We start from the raw sequence: 19,012 nt of genomic DNA, 5'->3' as shown, positions 1-19,012 counted from the left end.
AGCGCCCTGTGGGTTGTTCACCCGAGGCGCGCACGCGGCGGGAACCGCGCGCTGGTGAGCGGTATCTTGGGCCGAGATAGGTGACGACATCGGGCGCGGCCAGGCCGCGACGCCCGCGGAAGGCAGAGTAAGCATGTCTCAGACACTGAACGCATACCTCGAGACGCTGAGCGCCGAGGACCCCAGGCTGGCGCGCTTCGCGGAGGTGCTCTTCGAGAAGGCCGGCGAGGCGCTGCTGGCGGCGCGCTCGCCCGAGTGGTTGACCGCCATGGCCGGCAGCGGCCTGCGCTTCCTCGAGGAGCTTGGCAACGACGAACTCAAGGTGGCGGCGTTCGAACCCACCGAGGCCGTCAACGGTTGGGACTCGCCCTACGGGGTGCTCATGTTGGCGCTCAAGGATCGGCCCTTCATCGTCGATTCGGTCGAGGCTGAGCTGCGCCGCCAGGGCTTCGCCGTGGTCGAACACCTCCACCCCACCCTGCTGGTTACGCGCGACCTTGCCGGCAACATCGAAGCGTTGGGCGCGGCGGGGTCGGCCAGGGAGGCGTTCGAGGTCGTCTTCCTGAGCCGCGCCGGTGAAGAGGCCTCGTTGGCCGCGGCCGCCGAGGGCGTCAGGCGCGTGTTGGGCGACGTCATCCTCGCGACGGACGACTACGGGGCCATGCTGGCGCAGAGCCGCGACGTGGTCGATTACTTAGGCGGCCTGGAAGGGCCCAGACTGGCGGCGGCGCGGGCGCTCGGCGGAACGGACTTGACGGAGTACGCCGACTTCATGCTGTGGCTGGAGGACGACAACTTCGTGTTCCTCGGTTACCGGGAGTACGACATCGTGACCGAGGCCACGGGCAAGCCGGCGCTGGTGCTGTCGGCGGGAAGCGGCCTGGGCGTGCTGCGCAAGGTGTCGGACAGCGGTTACCGCGAGCCGGTGGCATTGGACGAGCTGCCCACCGAGCTCAGGGAGCGCGTCACGGGCGGGCGCTTCTTCCTCGTCACGAAGGCCAACGCCGAGGCCACCGTTCACCGCGCGCGGCGCATGGATTACGTGGGCGTTAAGAAGATAGACGCACAGGGTAGTACGGTGGGTGAGCGGCGGTTCGTGGGCCTGTTCACGACGAAGGGCCTCAACACACCGGTGGAAGACGTTCCCATCTTGCGCAGCAAACTGAGGCAGGTCTTGGAGCGCGAACAGGCGATTCCCGGCTCCCACGACTACAAGGCCATCGTGGCTTCTTTCAACCGCATGCCCCGGGAAGAGCTGTTCTGGATGGACGTCGATCAGATCGCTACGGACCTGCGCACGCTTCTGCGTCCGGGACCCGACCCCGTAGCCCGCCTCACGGTCCACGAGGACCCTCTCAGGCGCGGCGTGGCCGTCATGGTCGTCCTGCCCCAGGCAAGCTTCTCCGACGACGTGCGCCGCAGCGTGCAGGCCTACCTGATGGCGGCGCTGGAAGCCAAGCATGTGGACTCGCGCCTGGTGTTCGGCGAGGATGAGGCAGACGCCCGCTTCCACTTCTTCTTCTCGACGGAGAAGCGGCTGGCCGACATCGACGTTCCCGCCCTCGAGCGCCAGGTGAGGCTGCTGTCGCGCTCGTGGCAGGACGCGCTGCGCGAGCGGCTGGTGGAGGAGTGGGGGGAGCAAGCCGGTGCGAGGCTGGCCGGCCGTTACCTGCCGGTCTTCGACGAACGCTTCCGCGCCAACGTGTCGCCCGAGCAAGCGGGGAGCGACATCGGGCACCTCGAGTTGCTCACCGAGCGCCCGCTCCTGGTCGACATGAGCCCCGCGCGGGCGGCAACCGAGGGCGGCCCGCAGGCGCTGCTACGCGTTTACTACCGAGGCACCGACCTGGCCCTGTCGGACGTGCTCCCTGTGCTCGAGAACGTGGGCCTGCACGTCATCGAACAGAACCCCTACTCCCTGGTCATCGAGGGCGAGCAGCGCGGGGTGGACGTGTACACCGTGCGGAACGCCACTGGCGGCGGCCTCGACGTGGGGGCCGACAAGGGCCGCATGGTGGAGGCGCTCGAGCAGCTCTTCGGCAACGAGGTCGCCAACGACCGCCTCAACCGCCTCGTGTTGCACGCCGGCCTGACGATCCGGCAGGTGGCGCTCCTGCGCGCGTACCAGATGTACTACGCGCAAGTGAACCCGACGACCAGCCGTTCCTACATCGTCGACGCGCTGCTGGCTCATCCGCGCGTGGCCGCGCTGCTCTTGCGCTTCTTCGAGGCGCGTTTCGACCCCGCCGGTGGCCTGGACCCGCACGCGGCGGAGCGTACCGGGGCCGTGAGCGCGGCGCATCAGCAGGTCATCGACTCGCTGGCCGAGGTCTCGTCGTTGGCGGAGGACGGCGTGCTGCGCGGGCTCCTCGACCTCATGGCGGCCTCCGTTCGCACGAACTACTTCCTCGATCTGGGGCGCATCAGCTTCAAGCTCGACTCGGCCAAGGTGGCGAGCATGCCGGAGCCCAGGCCGCTGTTCGAGATCGCCGTGTCGGCCCCCGGCGTCGAGGGAACCCACCTCCGCGGCGGCAAGGTGGCGCGTGGCGGCATCCGCTGGTCCGACCGGCCCGACGACTTCCGCACCGAGGTGCTGGGTCTCCTCAAGACGCAGACCACCAAGAACGCCGTGATAGTGCCCGTGGGCTCGAAGGGCGGCTTCGTTCTCGAGGACGCGCCGGCCGACCGTGAGGCGCTGCGCGGTCACGTGCGCGAGCAGTACCAGACCTACATCCGCGGCCTGCTCGACCTGACCGACAACCTCGTCGACGGGCACGTGGTGTCACCGGCCGGCATGGTCATCTACGACGATGCCGACACCTACCTGGTGGTGGCCGCCGACAAGGGAACGGCTACCTTCTCGGACCTTGCCAACGCGACCGCGGCCGAGTACGGCTACTGGCTGGGCGACGCGTTCGCGTCGGGCGGTAGTGCCGGCTACGACCACAAGGGCATGGGCATCACCGCCCGCGGTGCCTGGGAGGCCGTCAAGCGGCACTTCACCGAGCTCGGCGTGGACGTGTTCCGCGATACCTTCACGGTTGCGGGAATCGGCGACATGTCTGGCGACGTGTTCGGTAACGGCATGATCTACACCGACCGCATCCGGTTGCAGGCGGCGTTCAACCACATGCACGTCTTCCTGGACCCCGACCCGGACCCCGTCTCCAGCTTCGCCGAACGCCGGCGGCTGTTCGACCTCCCGCGTTCCAGCTGGGCCGATTACGACACCTCGAAGATCAGCCGCGGGGGCGGCGTCTTCGAACGGTCGGCCAAGTCCATCCCGCTCTCGCCCGAGGTGAAGGCCATGCTCGGGGTCGAGGACGACGCCTTGAGCGGCCAGGCCCTCATAAGGGCGGTGCTGCGCATGCAGGTCGACCTCTTGTGGAACGGCGGCATCGGCACCTACGTCAAGGCCTCCACCGAGCGCAACGCCGAGGTCGGCGACTCCGCCAACAACGGCGTGCGTGTCGACGGCTCCGAACTGCAGGCCACCGTCGTCGGAGAGGGCGGCAACCTCGGCTTCACGCAGCTGGGCCGGATCGAGTACGCCCTGGCGGGCGGGAGGATCGACACCGACGCCATCGACAACAGCGCGGGCGTCGACACGTCCGACCACGAAGTCAACATCAAGATCCTGTTCCAGCCGTTGGTGGCGAGCGACGCCGTCTCGCTCCCGGAGCGGGATGACCTCCTCAAGGAGATGACCTCCGAGGTCGCCGACCTCGTGTTGCGCCACAACCACGCCCAGGCCCTGGCGTTGAGCGTGGCGCAGCGCGCCAGCCGCGACGACCTCGACCTGTACGCGTCGTTGCTCGAGTACCTGGTCGACGCCGCCGGCCTCAACCCTCGCGTGGAGAACCTACCGACCTCGCGGCAGATCGACGAACGGCGCCGCGCCGGCCTCGGGCTCACGCGCCCCGAGCTCGCCATCATGCTCGCCTACGTGAAGATGGGCCTCTACAGGCGCCTTCTCGAGACTGACCTGCCGGCCGAGCCGCACTTGCAGCACTACCTGCACGAGTACTTCCCGATGGCGCTTCGGGAACGCTTCCCCGAGGCCATAGCCAACCACCGGCTGCACCGCGAGATCGTGGCGACCGTGGTCACCAACACCCTCGTCGACCAGCTCGGCGTCGCCTTCGTCCACAAGGCCATGCGCCAGAACGGCGCCACGCCCATCGAGGTCGTGCGCGCGACCCTGATCGCGCTCGAGCTGCTCGATGCCAAGCGCGTTCGTGACCATCTGGACCTACGCGCGGACCACGTTCCAGCCGAGGCCTACTACGGGGCGCTCGAGGAGCTGGTGGGCGCCGTCGAGGGCGTGGTTGCGTGGATGCTCTTCAACGACGTCGGCCATGGCGACTTCGAGGCGGTGGTGAGCGCGTACCGCGGCCCACTCCAGGAGCTGCGTGATTCGCTGGAGAAGTACCTGCCGGCGCACGAGCGCGTGCGCTTCGAGGCCGCCGCCGCCGACCTCACCGAGCAGGGCTTCGAGCGCGACGACGCCGTGATGATCACGAGCTTCGCCTACCTGCCCGACAGCGTCGGCATAGTCGACGTGGCCAGGCAGGCGGGCGTGCCCCTGGCCCACGCCGCGGAACGCTTCTACTACGTGGGCGAACGCCTCCAGCTGGGTTGGCTGCGTGACGTCATCGAATCGCTGCCGAGCTCCGGTGAGTGGGAGCAGGTGGCGCTCGTGGGACTGGTGATGGACCTCCGCTCCGTGCAGCGTGGCCTGACCGCCACCTACCTGGCCTCGGCGCCCGACGAGGGCGAGGGCATAGCCGAGGCGCTGGAGGAGTTCCTCAAGAGCGCCGGGAGCTTCAAGCGCTACGACCTGGCACTCGGCCAACTACAAGACCCGGGCGCGCTCGACCTCGCCTCGGGTTCGGTGCTCGTGCGCATTCTGGAGCAGGCGCGCACCACGGCCCACGGGGCGGCGAGGGGCGCCTGATCGACGCCTGATCGACGCCGTTCCCGCTCGGCCGGCAGACGGGGTGAGGGGCGTCGATCGACGCCGGTCCCCCTCAGCCGGTCAACGCATCGAGTGACGCCCTGTCACGCACGAAAGCGCGCAGCAGGGCGTCGAGGCGTTCCAGACCGGTGGGCGTGGCGCGCAGCCGCCCCTCGGCGACCCTCAGGAGTCCGTGCCGCGTCACGTCGCGCCACCAGGCGGGCGCCACCGCTTCGAGGCGCGCTCCCAGGCGGTCCTCCAACTCGAGCAGGGGGAGGCCCTCCCGCGTGCGCAGGCCCGTCATCAAGCGCTCGAGCAGGTAGTCGTCGGGCCCGAGCGTGTCCAGCTCCGGGCGTGCCCCCAGCAGCCAGGTCTTGATGGGCGGGTTCTTGGTCCGCACGCCGAACGCGCCGCCGGGCAGGTACGCCGAGGCGGAAGGGCCGAGCCCGAGGTAGTAGCGCCCGCGCCAGTAGCCGAGGTTGTGCCGCGACTCCTCGCCGGGCACCGCGAAGTTGCTCACCTCGTAGCGCTCCAGCCCGTACTCCGCCAGCACGCTGCCGGCCAACTCGAACGCGTCGGCGTCGGCCTCGGGGTCCACCGTCACGCCGCGGCGGGCGAAAGGCGTGTTCGGCTCGATGGTCAGGCTGTAGACGCTCACGTGCCGGGCGCCTAAATCCATGACGCGCCGCAGGTCGGCGCCCAGGTCCTGCCCGGGTACGGCCATGATCACGTCGACGTTCACGCGGAACCCCGCTTGCAGGGCCTGGCTCACCGCCCTCCGCCCCTCCTCGCCGTCGTGAACCCGGCCCAGGAAGCGCAGCGTGGCGTCGTCGGTCGATTGGAGGCCTATCGAAAGGCGCGTGACGCCGAGGCCGTGGAAGCGGTCGAGGCGGGCCTCGTCGAACGTTAGGGGGTCGGCCTCGAGAGTGGTCTCGTCGCTCCCCGCGGCTCTACCCCAGCCGGAGCGCAAGGCGGTGAACACCTGCCCAAGCTCGTCGTCCGTCAGGTGCGAGGGGGTGCCGCCCCCCAGGTACAGGGTCTCGAGCGGCCCGGGAAAGCGCGCCGAGAGTTCGGCGGCCTCGCCCCCTAGGCGGTCCAGGTAGCGCGCCACCAGCGACTCGTTCCTGAGCATCTTGTGGAAGTCGCAGTACGGGCAGATGCTCGGGCAGAACGGCACGTGCAAGTAGAGCGCGGAGACGGTCACCCGGCTAGGCTACGTCACTGCCCACCGGCCACGGGTAGCTCGAAGGGGAGTCGTCGGCCATCTTCGGGACGAGGGTCGGTGGCCCCGGCCACGGGTGCCGCTTCCGCTGCCCGCTCGAGGTGCACCGGCGGCGCCGGGCCGGACCACAAAGGCGCGGGCGGCGCACCTCGGCGCCGCCCGCGCGAAGCGATGGCTCTGCTCAGTTCGACGGCAGCTGCGACAGCTGGTCGTCGAGGATGAGGTTGGCCTGTTGGTTGAGGGCGTGTAGCGTCTCCGCCACGTCCTCGCCGTCGGCGATCGCGACCATCTCGGAGGCGATGTTGTCGCGCACGGGGTCGTAGCCCGGCACGTTCGGCTCGGAGATGCCGTAGGGGAGGAGGTCGAACGCGGTCTTGTAAGCCGGGTGCGCGTCGAAGAAGTCGGCGAGGCCTTCCGCCACGCTCTTGCGTACCGGGAAGTACTCGCTGGCGATGGCCCACTCGGTCTGGGCCTTGGTGCCCGTGTAGTACTTGAGGAACAGCCAGGCGGCAAGGGTCTGCTCGGGGCTGTGGCCGGCGGGCATGCTGACGCTCGCGCCGTAGATGTTCATGACGGGCTCGGGCGTGGTGTGCGGGATGGCGGCGACGCTCCAGTCGAAGGCGGCGGCGGCGTCGACGGCGTCGCGGTAGAACGGCAGGCCGGAGCTCGAGGAGACGGCGAAGAGCAGGCGGCCGTTACCGAAGTCGGTCTGATCGCCGTAGGCCTCGGTCTGCAACTGGGCGCAGCCCTTGGTGAACATGTCCTGGAGCCAGTTCATGGCGTCCATGGCAGCCGGAGAGTCGAGGGTGTAGCGGTTGGTCGTCGAGTCGTACACGTTGCCGCCGTGGGCGAAGGTGAACGAGGCGAAGCGGCTGGCGTCGGCCGACATCTCGTAGCCGATGGGCGAGCCCGACGCCGTGGCGCCGGAGAACGGCGTGTTAGAGGCGGCGCAGGCCGCGGCGGTGAACTGTTCCGGCGTGACCGGGGGGCCGTCGAAGTCGATCTTGCCTGCGGCCTTCAGTTCCTTGAGCCAGTCGGCGTTGTAGTACATCATCTCCATCGAACGGTTGGGCGCGAGGCCGAGTCGCTTGTTGTCGAAGGTCGGGAAGATGTCGGAGTTCCAGAAGCCGGGGAAGAAGTCGGCCTGATCCTCGGGCGATATGCCCCACTTAGGCGAGTTGACCAGCGGGCTCATGTCTACCAGGCCGTCGACCAGCTCGTAGGTGGCCGCCTGGTTCTGGTAGGCCACGACGAGGTTGGGCGTGTCGGCGGTGCCCAGGAGCGAGACCATCTTCTTGTAGATGTCGTTGTAACCGCCCTGGTACTCGGCGTCGACGGTGATGCCCCACTCGTTGGTGTCGTTGAACTCCTGGACGATCTTCTCCAGCGCCGTCTCACGGTCGCGCGTGTGCTGGTGCCAGAACGTCACCGTCTGGCCGCTTGGGTCGACGTTCTCCCAGTCTTGCGCGAAGGCCGGGGCGGCCAGCAACAGAGCCAGCACCACCCCAAGGGTCGTAACGCTTCTCTTCATCTTCTCGCTCCTTTCAGCGATCTTCCTTGGTGGCTCCGCGCCGCCCGAGACGAACGCGGTGGACGATGGTTCACGTGGTGGCCGGCGGCCGCCACGGCACGAACGGGCGCCTCGCGCCCGCTGACGCCTAGAGAGAAGGGCATGAACTCCAGCACGCTCAACCCTTGAGCCCCGAGGTGGCGATGCCCTCGGTGAACTGCTTCTGAGTGAAGAAGTACACCACGAGCACCGGAATGACAGTGATGACCGTCCCGGCCATCAGCAACTGCGTCTCGGGGCCCGCCTCCGAGATGAAGGTGTAAAGGCCCACCCCGAGGGGGCGCCACTTGGGGGTGGTGGTCACGAGCAGTGGCCAGAGGAACTCGTTCCAGCTGGTGACGAACGTGAGCAGCGTGGCCGTCATCATGACCGGCCTCGACATGGGGATGACGACCGCGGTGAGGAAGCGCAGGTGCCCCGCGCCGTCGATGCGGGCGGCGTCGAAGAGCTCGCCGGGGATGCCGACGAAGAACTGCCTGAGAAGGAAGATTATGAAGGCCGTGGCCATGAAGGGCACCGTCAGGGCCGGCAGGCTGTTCATCCAGGAGCCCCAGGGGATGATCTGGCCGCGGATGAGCAGGAGGTTCGGGATGAACGTCACGGTGCCGGGGATCATCAAGGTGGCGAGCAGGACGCTGAAGAGGAACTCCCGGCCGGGGAACTCGATGCGCGCGAAGGCGTAGCCGGCCAGCGTGCACGTGAACAGCACGCCGATGATGACGACGGCCGTGATGATGACGCTGTTGCGGAAGTAGAGCGCGAAGTGCGACTCGTTCCAGGCGATCTCGTAGTTGACGAACTGCGGCGAGGCCGGCAGCAGGACGCGGTTGATCGTCTCCCCCAGGGTCATGAGCGAGGTGGAGACCATGTAGAAGAACGGCGTGACGCTGACGATCGCCCCCACGAGGAGCAGGAAGTAGACGGGGAGGTGGGAGGGCTGGAAGTGATAGGCCTCGCGCATGCGCGGGCGCACCACGCGCTCCACGCCGCCTATGACCTCGGTGGTGGCGACGGGCGGCTTCGTGCGCCGGGAACGGGTCGGAGCGTCAGGCACCTAGGGCCCTCCTCCCGAACATGCGGCTCTGCAGGAGCGTGAGGAACAAGATGATCACGAACAGGATGACGGACTGCGCCGCCGCCAGGCTGAAGTTGTTCAGCTTGTAGAAGGTGTCGAAGATCACGATGCTGGCCGTGTCGACCGCGTCGCGCGTGGCGGGCGCCCGCATGACGTAGATGTGCGTGAACGCCTGGAACGTGCCGATGAAGCCGAGCACCGTCAGGTAGAAGGTGACGGGCGCGAGGAGCGGCACCGTGATGAAGCGGAACTGCTGGGTGCGGCCGGCGCCATCGATGGCCGCGGCGTCGTACAGCTCCTTCGAGATGCCACCCAGGCCGGCCAGGAAGATGACGGCGTTGTAACCCGTGAAGGTCCAGATGCCGTAGATGATGATGGTCACCAGCGCCAACGAAGGGCCGGCCCAGAAGCCGGACCAGTTGGCGTTGGGGAACAGGCCACCGAAGAGGAGCTGCGTGACGGGCTTCGTCTCGAACAGCCACCGCTGCGGCGGGATGCCGAGAAAACCGAGCACCACGTTAGCCAACCGCTCCTCGCGGGGGCTGAAGAGGTTGCGGAAGATGGCTCCCCCGGCCACGGCCGGAGTTATGTACGGCAAGAAGTAGAGCATGCGGAAGAACTCCTGTCCGCGGATCTTCTGGAACAGGAGCGTTGCGATCACCAGCGCCAACACGATCTGGACCGGCACCGAGCCGAAGCCGTAGTACACGGTCCTGACGAGCCCCTTCAGGTAGCCCTTGTTGCCCGCGTCCACCATCAGGCCCCAGCCGAGCGCGATCGAGACGCCGGCGCTCAGGAGCGTCAGCGCGGCCACGACCCGCAGCGCGGCGGGGACCCTGGCGCGCTCGCCCTTGAAGGCGTCGGTCCAAAGCCAGTGCGCCACGAGGATGAGGGCCAGGCCACCGAAGAACGCGAGCGCGCCCCACCAGTCGCCGATTACGGACTCGTAGTTGCGCAGGCCGATGAAGGCGCCCTTGCGCACCCTCCAGGTGTAGAGGCTCATGTACACGGAGTAGCCGATCGGGAAGAGGCCGAAGACCGCTATGAGCAGTGTGGCCGGCAGCACGAACAGGTAGGCGGTAAGCCAGTTCCTACGCTGCTGGCGCGTTGGACCCCGTGGGCTGTCCGCCGGAGCCTTGGCTACTGTCACGACCCAACTATAGCGAACCCTCTAGCCTGGCTGGTCTTTGCCGCGGCCTTGCCGGGCCAACGGTGAAGCCCGGAGCCACTGCTAGCATGTGCGGGTGGCCTCTCGTCGCTACTTCCTGGAGGTGCCGGGCGGCGTCGAGGCCGTGACGCGCGGCGAACTCAAGCGGCTGGGCGTGAGGGGGCTCCAGCTCGTGCCCGGCGGGTTCAGGCTTTCAGGCGCCGACGGCGCGGCGTTGGCCAGGGCCTCCCGGGCCGCCACTATCTCGGCCACGTACCTGTCGCTCACCTTCGACGTCCCGCGGCCCAAGGCCCTGCTCGGAGACGCCGCCTTTCGCGAACTCGTCACGGCGGTGAAGGGCGTGCTCGAGGGGGGCGGGTTCGATGGCCTCCGGGTCTCGGCGGCGGGCGCCGACTCGCCCACCTTCACGCGCTTCGCCCGAGAACTCTGCAAGGCCACCGGGCTAGAGCACGATCAGGAGGGCGGTGAACTCCTGGTGCGGGTCCGGCCCGACCCTGAAGGCGGTTGGGAAGTGCTCGTCAGGCTCACCCCGAGGCCGGCCACGACGCGCGCCTGGCGCGTGTGCAACCGCCCCGGTGGGCTAAACGCCGCCGTGGCGGCGGCCATGAACGAACTGGTGGGGCTCGGCGCCGATGACGCCTACCTCAACCTGATGGCCGGCTCCGGGACTCTGCTGATCGAACGCGCCCTGCGGGCGCCCGCGAGGCGGCTGGTGGGCTTCGACGTCGACCCCGAAGCGGTCGCGTGCGCCGAGGCGAACGCCGCCGCGGCGCGGGCACCCGCGTGCGAGTGGCGGCTGGGCGACGTGACCGATGCCGCCTTCATGAGGGGCTTGAGGGCCACGACCAGTGACTACTTCGACGCGCTCACCGCCGACGCGCCCTGGGGCGACGCAGTAGGCGCTCACGCCGCGAACCGCCGGCTGTACCCCCAGATCCTGACGGCGGCCGCAAGCGTGGCGCGGCCCGGCGCGCGTTTCTGCCTGTTGAGCCACGAGATCAAGCTCCTGCGGGCCGTGGTGGGCGGCCAGTCGGCGTGGCGGATAGAGCGCGAACTCCAGGTGGCGCATGGCGGCCACAACCCCCTCGTGCTGCTGCTCTCGAAAGCGCAGGAATGACGTCCTGGCCGGTAACGATGGCATGCTAGACTTCGGCCGGTGAGAGGCGGAAGCCGAGGGTCCCCGTGGAGCGTGATTGCCGGCGTGAAGCCAGGCTGGTACGTCCTCGTGGGCCTGTTCCTTTACTCGGTGGTCGTCACCGTGGTGTTGCTCGGCCGCCCCGCCGGTGCGGGGCCGCGCCAGACCGCTGCGGACGGCGCCACGAGCGCGTCGCAGGGCTCCGCCGGTAGTGGTGGCGTGACGCCCGCCTCGGGGGCCACCTCGGGCCGTGACGCCCAGTCGGCCTACGGGCCGGTCGGCCTCTGGTTCCCGGTTCCGGGGGCGCGCCTCCCGGCGTCGGACGACAACCTGCCCAACGCCGCGCGCCCTTATCGCCAGGGCGTCAGCCAGGGGTTCGATTTCTACGGCGACGATTCGGGGATACCGATAGTGATGGGCACTCCCGTGGTGGCCTCGCAAGCCGGTCAGATCGTACGTGCCGACGTTGCCTACACCGAGATGGACCCGCGGGCCTGGGAGGTACTGATGGCCGACGTCGCGCGTTCGGGGGCCACGGACGAGCAACTGGACCGGCTCAGGGGGCGCCAGGTCTGGTTGCGCCTCGAAGGTGGCACCGTTCTCCGCTATGGTCACCTGGCAGCCGTACGCGACGGCATCCGCACGGGCACGATGGTCTACCGCGGGCAGGTCATCGGTTTCGTCGGCAACTCAGGCACCGACGTCGCGGTGGCGGGCCGCTCCGACCAGGCGCGGCTTCGCTTCGAGGTCTGGACGACCGGCGACACCTTCTTCGGCGCCGGCATGGAGCCTGAGGCGGTTCGCATGGCGGCGGCATCGTTGTTCGTGGGACCATGAAGGGCGAGCATGACGGCTGAGGAGACACCGAACGACGTGACGCCGGCGCCGCGGCAGCCCGACCCGGGCGCCGAGGCCACCGCCATCGAGACCGTATGGCGCAACGTGTGGGTGCGCGCCGTGAGTTACGTCGCGTTCGCGATCATCCTCGTCCTCGTGCTCTGGCACCTGCGAAGCGGCTACGCGTTCGCGCTGCAGGTGGGCGTGATCGGATTCCTGATCGCTTACATCCTCAACCCGGTCGTCGGCTGGCTCATGAAGCTGCGCATGAGGCGGGCGCTGGCCGTCGGCATCACGTACGCGTTGCTGTTGCTGCTGGTGGCGTTCGGCTCGGTGATCGTGAGCCAGGTGGTCGTCGAGATGGGCAAGTTCGTGCAGTTGGTGCCCACGGCGATCGAACAGGTCACGCACTGGTCGGGCCAACTGCAGAACTGGATCGCGACGTTCTCCGACCGGCTGCCCAGCTTCCTGTCTGACCGCCTTGGCATGCCCGACGAGACGGGCGCCATCAGCATCCAGGTGAAAGAGCAGATCGCCTCGTTCCTGCAACAGCTTGGGGAGAGCCTCAAGAGGCTGCTCGAGAGCCTCGTGGCGGGCGGCCCCGGACTACTGCTCACGGGCGCCACCGCCGTCATCTCCACCACTTTCCAGGTGTTCCTGATCTTCCTCGCCGGCGCCTACTTCCTGTACGACTTCCCGCGCTTCATCGCCAACTTCCGGCGCTTCGTGCCCGTGCGCTACCGGAGCCTGGCCGCGGACCTGGGCGCAAAGGCCGACCTGGCGGTCGGCGGCTACCTGCGCGGCCAGCTTCTCATAACCTTGATCCTGGGCGTGATCATCTGGGCCGGGCTCAGCATCATCGGCATCCCGCTGGCCACCGCCATCGCCTTCTTGGCGGCCGTCTTCAACCTCGTGCCCTACCTGGGCCCGATCTTGGGAGTCACGCCGGCCGTCCTGCTGGGCTTCACGGTCAGCCCCTTGGCCGCCGTACTGGCCGCGCTCGTTTTCCTGGTGGCGAACCAGCTGGAGGCCCACCTGTTCGGCCCGCTCATCCTCTCGCGCAAGACGAACCTCCACCCCGTAACGGTGATGCTCGCAATCATGGCCGGCATCGGGCTCATGGGACTGCTCGGGGCACTGCTTGCCGTCCCCGTGGTGGCCCTCGTAAAGGTCGTGATGGAGGACTACGTGTTGTCCAGGCCCACTTTCAAGGAAGTCGCTCCGGTCGAGGTCGACGTGCCGGTCGCGCCCGACGGCGCCGACGAGTAGGACCCGCCCCGGGGGCGGCGCCTGGAGGTACCGTCGGCCGCTCGCTTCTCGGTGTACATCTTGTGGTCGGCGGAGCCCAGTAGCGTCTCGCGGTCGAGGCCGTCCACCGGATAGCTGGCGACGCCTATGCTCGCCTTCACCGGCACACCGTTGGTCTCCACCTTCTCGAGGAGCTGCCCCACACGCTTGACGGCTGCTTGGGCCTCCTCGGGTTTCACGTCCGGCAGCAGCAGGGCGAACTCGTCGCCGCCCCAGCGGAACACCTGGTCCGTGGCCCGAACGGCATTCCTCAACACACTTGCGACTGCGATGAGGACCTTGTCACCCTCGGCGTGGCCGAAGCGGTCGTTGATCTGCTTGAACTTGTCGAGGTCGATCAGGACCAGGTTCAGGCGGTGCTCGTAGCGCCGGGCCCTGGCCAGTTCCTGTTTGAAGGCCCGCTCGAACCCGGCACGGTTGCCTAGTCCGGTAAGTTCGTCCGTGACGGCCGAACGCTCGAGGTCGAGCATGTGCTCCGCCTCCCGCACCACCGCCGTCACGTGCTGAGCAAAGGCCTCGGCGATGCGCACTGCGTCGTCACTGAACGCGTCGGGGGTCGAGAAGTTGTCGACGTTCAGGAGTGCCACCACGACGTCGCGGTCGACGATGGGTACGGCCAGTTGGCACTGCATCGCGCTCACCCGGGTCTCGACCTTGTTCGCTGGGCTGTGCGCCGCAGACGAACTGGTCTCGAGGATCTCGGAGCCTCTCAAGATCCGGCCGCGCCCCGCCTCGAAGTACTCCGAGGGGTGCCGGTACCAGCCGAGCATCTCGCTGTAGCTGAACGGCCCCGCCTCGGTCTGCAGGAACTCGAGCTCGTAGCCGACGGCCGCCTCGTAATAGAAGTCGTCGCCGTGGCGGACCAGGATCGAGACGGCCTCGGCGTTCCGGACGAGTTCGAAGGCCGACTTCGCGGCGTGAAGGTAGAGGGCCTCCGGTCCATCGGCCGACCTGAGTTGCTTGATAGCGTCGAGGGTCGCGACGAGCTGACGGTTCAGGGTGGCCCGGCTGAACGCGGCGCCCAACGGCACGGAGACCGTGGCGAGGAGCTCGCGCATGTTATCTCCCCACCGTGGCAGCGGTTCGCGGTAACGAGTCATCACCAGCAGGGCCTGCATCTGACCCGCGGGGTCGACGATCGGCACGAGAGCGACCGCTCGGGCCTCGGTGCTGGTGGTCCAGGTGGGGTGTTCCGAGATGTCGTCGATGAGCACGATCTCGCGGGTTTCCCACGCGTGGCGCAAGACGCCTTCGAACGGGAAACCATCGCGTACCCGTGCGGCGAGCCCCGGCGGGGGATCGCCCCGGACCGCGGTCGGGCGCAACTTTCCGTCGTGCAGCTCGAGCAGGACGCCCATATCCAGCTCGAACATCTCGAGCACCTCGTCGAGCGCGGCCTCGGCGACGTCGTTGGAATCGACCGCCAGCAACAGGCGCTGGTTGAGCCGTGCCATGAACTGCTGGAAGGCAACCGTCTCGGCCAGGGCCGTCGTGGCGTCGATGCGCTCCAGAACTTCCTCGATCATCCTTACGAACGCCGCGAGCGCAACGTGATCGGCCTGGGAGAATGCGTCCACCTCGACGTGCTCCAGGTTCAATACTCCCCGCACGTCCTTGCCGACGATCAGCGGCAGCGCCAGCTCGGAACGCGTGGCTTCCGCCGCGGGCGCCGAGACGTAGTCCTGGTCGAGGGCCGTGTTGGCCACGTACTGCGGTTCCCGCGCGAGCAACGCGCGTCCCATGACGCTCGCCAGTGGCACCTCGAGGCCCGGGTCGGGGTGCCACCGCCAGGTGCTGGCGAGCTGGAGGCCTGTGCCCGACGGCACGAAGATCGAGGCATGGGCGAACGGCAGGATGTCGGAGAGGAGCCGCGGCGCCGCGGCGAAGAGGCCCGCCTGATCTGTCTCATGGTTCAGGTCGACCGCCGCCTCTTGTAGCAGTTTCGACCGGCGCTCCGCGTGACGCGCGAGCTGTTCGGTGCGGCGCCAAACGTCGTAGAGGCCACTGCCCGCGAAGGTGGCCACGGCCAGCCCCATCGCCAGCAGGAGATGGTCCGTCGCGTCGGGCGCCTTGCCCTCGAGCGCGGTGCGCGCCCACATGAGCAAGACGGCGAAGGGAGCAAGGACCACTCCCGCCTTCCACCCCAGGCCCGCCGTTGCAAGCAGGAACGGTGTGGCGAGCAGGAGCCCGTGCGGAACCCCCAGATGGCCGAGCGGGTAGGAGGCGAAGTACACGAAGAGGGAGATGGCGGCCCACATGACCGGGCGGGCGCTGAGGCGCACGCGCTGCCGTAGGTCGCTGGAAGCCGGGACCATCGTCCTCATGGCTACGATCTTGGTCCACGAGGTATCACGGCGTCCTTACCAATTGTCACTTGTGCCGCCGTCCGTTTCGCGCCCTACAAGCGTGGGCGGTCGGGTTCTCGGAGCGGGGTACCGCGTGGAAATGACCTCCAGGCGCGGTTGACGCGGGCGGTAGACTAAGGGAAGTGAAGAAGCGGGCCCGCCGGGAACGGAAGCGCAGCGATGGCCACCGCCTCGACATAGAGGCGGTGGGCCTCGTCGTCCTGACCACGGGTGCCTTCCTTGCGGGCGTGCTCGTCCCGCAGCTGCCTTCGGGAGAACTCGGCCGGACCGTACGCGAGGGCCTGACCGGCCGCCTCGGCGTGGGCGCCTACGCCCTGCCGCTGCCCTTCATCGTGCTCGGCGCGCTCTTCCTGGTGCGACGAAACCCGCGCTGGTGGCCGCGCGCAACGGCCGGTTACCTGCTCACGGCAGCCGGGGTGTGGGGCTTGGTCGTGGCGGGTCTGCCCGACGCGGCGGGTTCGTGGGGCGGCAACCTGCGGGCGTGGTTGGGAGGCGCGTGGGGCGCGCTCGCCGCCGTCCCCGCCGTGGTGGTGGGAAGCGTCGGGGTGGACCTCCTTGCAGGCTGGCCACCGACCCGGCTGCTGCGCATGGTGCTGGGGGCGATCATCACGGGCCTCAAGCGGACCTGGCGCTGGCTCGTCAGGACCCGCGAGACGGCCAAGCGTAAGGCGGCGTTCCAGGCCGACGTGGCGCAGGCCCGCCGCGCGCTCGCCGACCTCGGCCGCGACCTGGAGGCGTTGGCCGAACTCTACCCGGGGAGCCGCGAGCTGGAGCACTGGCAAGACGACGTGAAGAGCTGCCGGGCCCGCCTGGGTAGCGCCACGCCCGCCGTGTTGCGCGAGGCTCGCGCCGACCTCACCGCCTGGCAGGGCGCGGTGGTGGGCTTCGCGAAGGACCGCGCCGCCGAGCTGGCCATCCTGGTCGAATCCGAGTCGGCCCTGCCGCCTGCCGGTGCCGATCCGTTCGGTGCCCGCGCGGCCACCTTCGACGTTTGGGGCAACGACGTCAAGCGGCTGCTTGGCGACCCCGTGCCGGAGCGTGCCCGCGCGGCCGACGCCCTCGAGCGCCTGCGCAAGAGCCTGCTGCTCGAGGTGACGGCCCTCCTCGAGCGCAACCGACGCCTGGGGCGCGAGCGTGATCTCGACCGTCGTGCCCTCAAGGGGATGACCCCACGCCAGTTGGCCGGGGCGTCGCAGGCGCATCACAAGCGCCTCACTCAGCTGCGCGCCCTCGAGTCGGAGGCCGAAGGATCGGAGGGGGCGAGCCTGCGCTTCGACGCCTGGCGACCGCTCATGGCCGAACTGCAGGAGGCGCTCGAAGCGTTCCCGGACCACGCCCTCCTGGCCGATTTCCACTCCACCCTCGCCGCGGAGCTCGACTCGAAGGGACGCAAGCTCCTGGGCGACCTGGATCACGTGCGCGAGGCGCTGCAGGCCGTGGCCGGCCGCGCGGCGGCCGACGCCGAGGCTGCCGAGGCTGCCCTGATCCGCGAGGCGGAGGAGCTCCAAGAGGCTCTGGAGGCCGAGCAGCGTGGCTCGGCTGCGGGGGTAGCGGGCGGCGGGGGCGCCGCGTCGGTGGGCGGTGGCATGCAGCGTAGCGCCGCCGGGCACGTTGGCGGTGCCCTGCACGTTGGGGGTGCCGAGCATTCTGAGGGCGCCGGACACCTTGGCGATGGTGCGCAGGCTGGAGGCGCCGCGCAGGCCTCCGGCGCCTTCCCCCAAGCCGCCGACTTCCTGGGCGAGGGCGCCGATTGGGGTTTCGCGGAAGGGCCAAGCGCGCGAGAACCGGGGGGAGACGCCGCCTCCGCCGTGATGGCCAGGGATCCGCGGCTCGAACACGCGCTCATCCATGAGGGCGAGTTCCCGACCACCGGCTCCGAGGAAGCTCCCCAGCCCAGTGCGCGCGAGCCGCAGGCGGTGGGCGCCATCCCCATCCAGATCCCGCCGCTCGAGCTGCTCGACGAGCCCGAGGCCCCCAGCCTGGACCCGCGCGCCGTCGCCGCCGAGAGCAGGGCGCGGGCGCGCCAGATCGACGAGACCCTCGCGAGTTTCAAGCTGGGCGGACGCGTCACGTCTTCCGTGCGCGGCCCGAGCGTCACGCGCTTCGAGGTAGAGCCCGCACCGGGAGAGAAGATCAGCCGCTTCGCGAACCTGGCCGACGACCTGGCGCTGGCGATGGCCGTCGGCTCCGTGCGCATCGAGGCGCCGATCCCCGGCAAGAGCGTGATAGGCCTCGAGGTCCCGAACGCGCACCGCGAACTCGTGCGCTTCCGGGAGGCCGTTGCCAGCAACAGCTACCGGCGCTCCAAGGCCCGCATGCCCATCGTGTTGGGCCGCTCGATCGACGGTGAGATGCTCGTCGGCGACCTGACCCGCATGCCGCACCTGCTGATCGCGGGTTCGACCGGCTCGGGCAAGTCGGTGGCCGTGAACACGCTCGTGTCGTCGCTCCTCTACCGCTTCCTGCCCACCGAGATGCGCTTCTTGATGATCGACCCGAAGATGGTCGAGCTGACGCCCTACGACGGCATCCCGCACCTGCTGCGCCCCGTGGTGACCAACCCCGCGGACGCCGCCGGCGTGCTCCTGGGAGCCGTCGCGCACATGGAGCGGCGCTACAAGATGATGTCGAAGGTCGGCGCCAAGAACCTGGACCAGTACAACGAGAAGGCCCGCAGCCTCGACCTTCCGCCGCTTCCCTTCATCGCCGTGATCATCGACGAGCTGGCCGACCTCATGATCACCAGCCCCAAGGAGGTCGAGTCCGCCATCATGCGCCTGGCGCAGATGGCGCGCGCCACCGGCATGCACCTGATCCTGGCGACGCAGCGCCCGTCCGTCGACATCCTCACGAGCCTGATCAAGGTCAACGTGCCGGCGCGCATGGCGTTCGCGGTGTCCTCCAGCCACGACTCGCGGACCATCCTCGACACCATGGGCGCCGAGCGGCTGATAGGCATGGGCGACATGCTCTTCTACCAACCCGGCCTGGTGAAGGCCGTGCGCCTGCAGGGCCCGTTCGTGAGCGAGAACGAGATAGCGAGGCTGGCCGACCTGCTCCGCCGGCAGTACTTCGACGACGACTTCGTGGAGGCCTACGGCGCCGACTTCGACCCACCCTCGCCCGACGAGTCGACCGCCATGGGGCTCATCGACTGGAACGACGACAAGCTGCGCGCGGCGGCCGAACTCGTCGTGAACGAGGGTCAGGCGAGCGTGTCCAGGCTCCAGCGGCGGTTGTCGGTGGGCCACGCACGCGCGGGCAAGCTGATGGACTCGCTCGAGGCGCTGGGGGTGGTCGGATCGCACCAGGGGAGCAAGCCGCGCGACGTGCTGGTCGAGTTCGCGGAGCTGCCGGAGATCTTCGGCAAGTAG

General features: G+C 68.9%; 10 protein-coding genes. 5 read left to right on the top strand and 5 right to left on the bottom strand.

Annotated features, from left to right (window positions below):
* Positions 1 to 133 precede the first annotated feature (133 nt).
* The gene (locus tag ROY82_10250) at positions 134 to 4,957 is read left to right on the top strand and encodes an NAD-glutamate dehydrogenase (GenBank protein ID MDT3682837.1); all 4,824 of its coding nucleotides are present in this window, start codon (positions 134 to 136) and stop codon (positions 4,955 to 4,957) included.
* Positions 4,958 to 5,030: 73 nt separating this feature from the next.
* Here ROY82_10250 and hemW read toward each other — a convergent pair whose 3' ends face one another.
* From hemW to ROY82_10230, 4 genes are all read right to left on the bottom strand, one after another.
* Entirely contained in the window at positions 5,031 to 6,161 is a 1,131-nt protein-coding gene (gene hemW / locus ROY82_10245; GenBank protein ID MDT3682836.1) for a radical SAM family heme chaperone HemW, read from the bottom strand.
* 199 nt (positions 6,162 to 6,360) lie between these two features.
* Complete coding sequence (locus ROY82_10240) at positions 6,361 to 7,710, bottom strand: extracellular solute-binding protein (protein ID MDT3682835.1); 1,350 nt, start codon at positions 7,708 to 7,710, stop codon at positions 6,361 to 6,363.
* Positions 7,711 to 7,867: 157 nt separating this feature from the next.
* The gene (locus ROY82_10235) at positions 7,868 to 8,803 is read right to left on the bottom strand and encodes a carbohydrate ABC transporter permease (protein ID MDT3682834.1); all 936 of its coding nucleotides are present in this window, start codon (positions 8,801 to 8,803) and stop codon (positions 7,868 to 7,870) included.
* A complete protein-coding gene (locus ROY82_10230) occupies positions 8,796 to 9,974 on the bottom strand; it encodes a sugar ABC transporter permease (protein ID MDT3682833.1) in 1,179 nt (392 codons plus the stop codon). The genes ROY82_10235 and ROY82_10230 overlap by 8 nt, the downstream gene beginning before the upstream one ends.
* A 94-nt stretch (positions 9,975 to 10,068) precedes the next feature.
* On the opposite strand from ROY82_10230, the gene ROY82_10225 reads away from it, so the two are divergent.
* The 3 genes from ROY82_10225 to ROY82_10215 all read left to right on the top strand — a co-directional run bounded on the left by ROY82_10225 (position 10,069) and on the right by ROY82_10215 (position 13,233).
* A complete protein-coding gene (locus ROY82_10225) occupies positions 10,069 to 11,109 on the top strand; it encodes a hypothetical protein (protein MDT3682832.1) in 1,041 nt (346 codons plus the stop codon).
* 84 nt (positions 11,110 to 11,193) lie between these two features.
* Positions 11,194 to 11,964 carry a M23 family metallopeptidase gene (locus tag ROY82_10220; protein ID MDT3682831.1) on the top strand — a complete coding sequence of 257 codons (771 nt, stop codon included), beginning with the start codon at positions 11,194 to 11,196 and terminating at the stop codon, positions 11,962 to 11,964.
* A 9-nt stretch (positions 11,965 to 11,973) separates the two neighbouring features.
* On the top strand, positions 11,974 to 13,233 hold the full coding sequence (locus ROY82_10215) for an AI-2E family transporter (GenBank protein MDT3682830.1): 1,260 nt from the start codon (positions 11,974 to 11,976) through the stop codon (positions 13,231 to 13,233).
* Here the strand turns inward: ROY82_10215 and ROY82_10210 are convergent.
* A complete protein-coding gene (locus ROY82_10210) occupies positions 13,149 to 15,596 on the bottom strand; it encodes a diguanylate cyclase (GenBank protein ID MDT3682829.1) in 2,448 nt (815 codons plus the stop codon). The two genes, ROY82_10215 and ROY82_10210, sit on opposite strands and share 85 nt — an antisense overlap.
* A gap of 164 nt (positions 15,597 to 15,760) precedes the next feature.
* Between ROY82_10210 and ROY82_10205 the strand changes: the two genes are divergently transcribed.
* Positions 15,761 to 19,012 (top strand): DNA translocase FtsK, encoded by a 3,252-nt coding sequence (locus tag ROY82_10205; protein ID MDT3682828.1) that lies wholly within the window; start codon positions 15,761 to 15,763, stop codon positions 19,010 to 19,012.

Source organism: Truepera sp. (genome assembly GCA_032027045.1).
Taxonomy (GTDB): Bacteria; Deinococcota; Deinococci; order Deinococcales; family Trueperaceae; genus JAAYYF01.
Note: the sequence above shows the minus strand (reverse complement) of the source record. Positions and strands in the feature narration are given on the sequence as shown.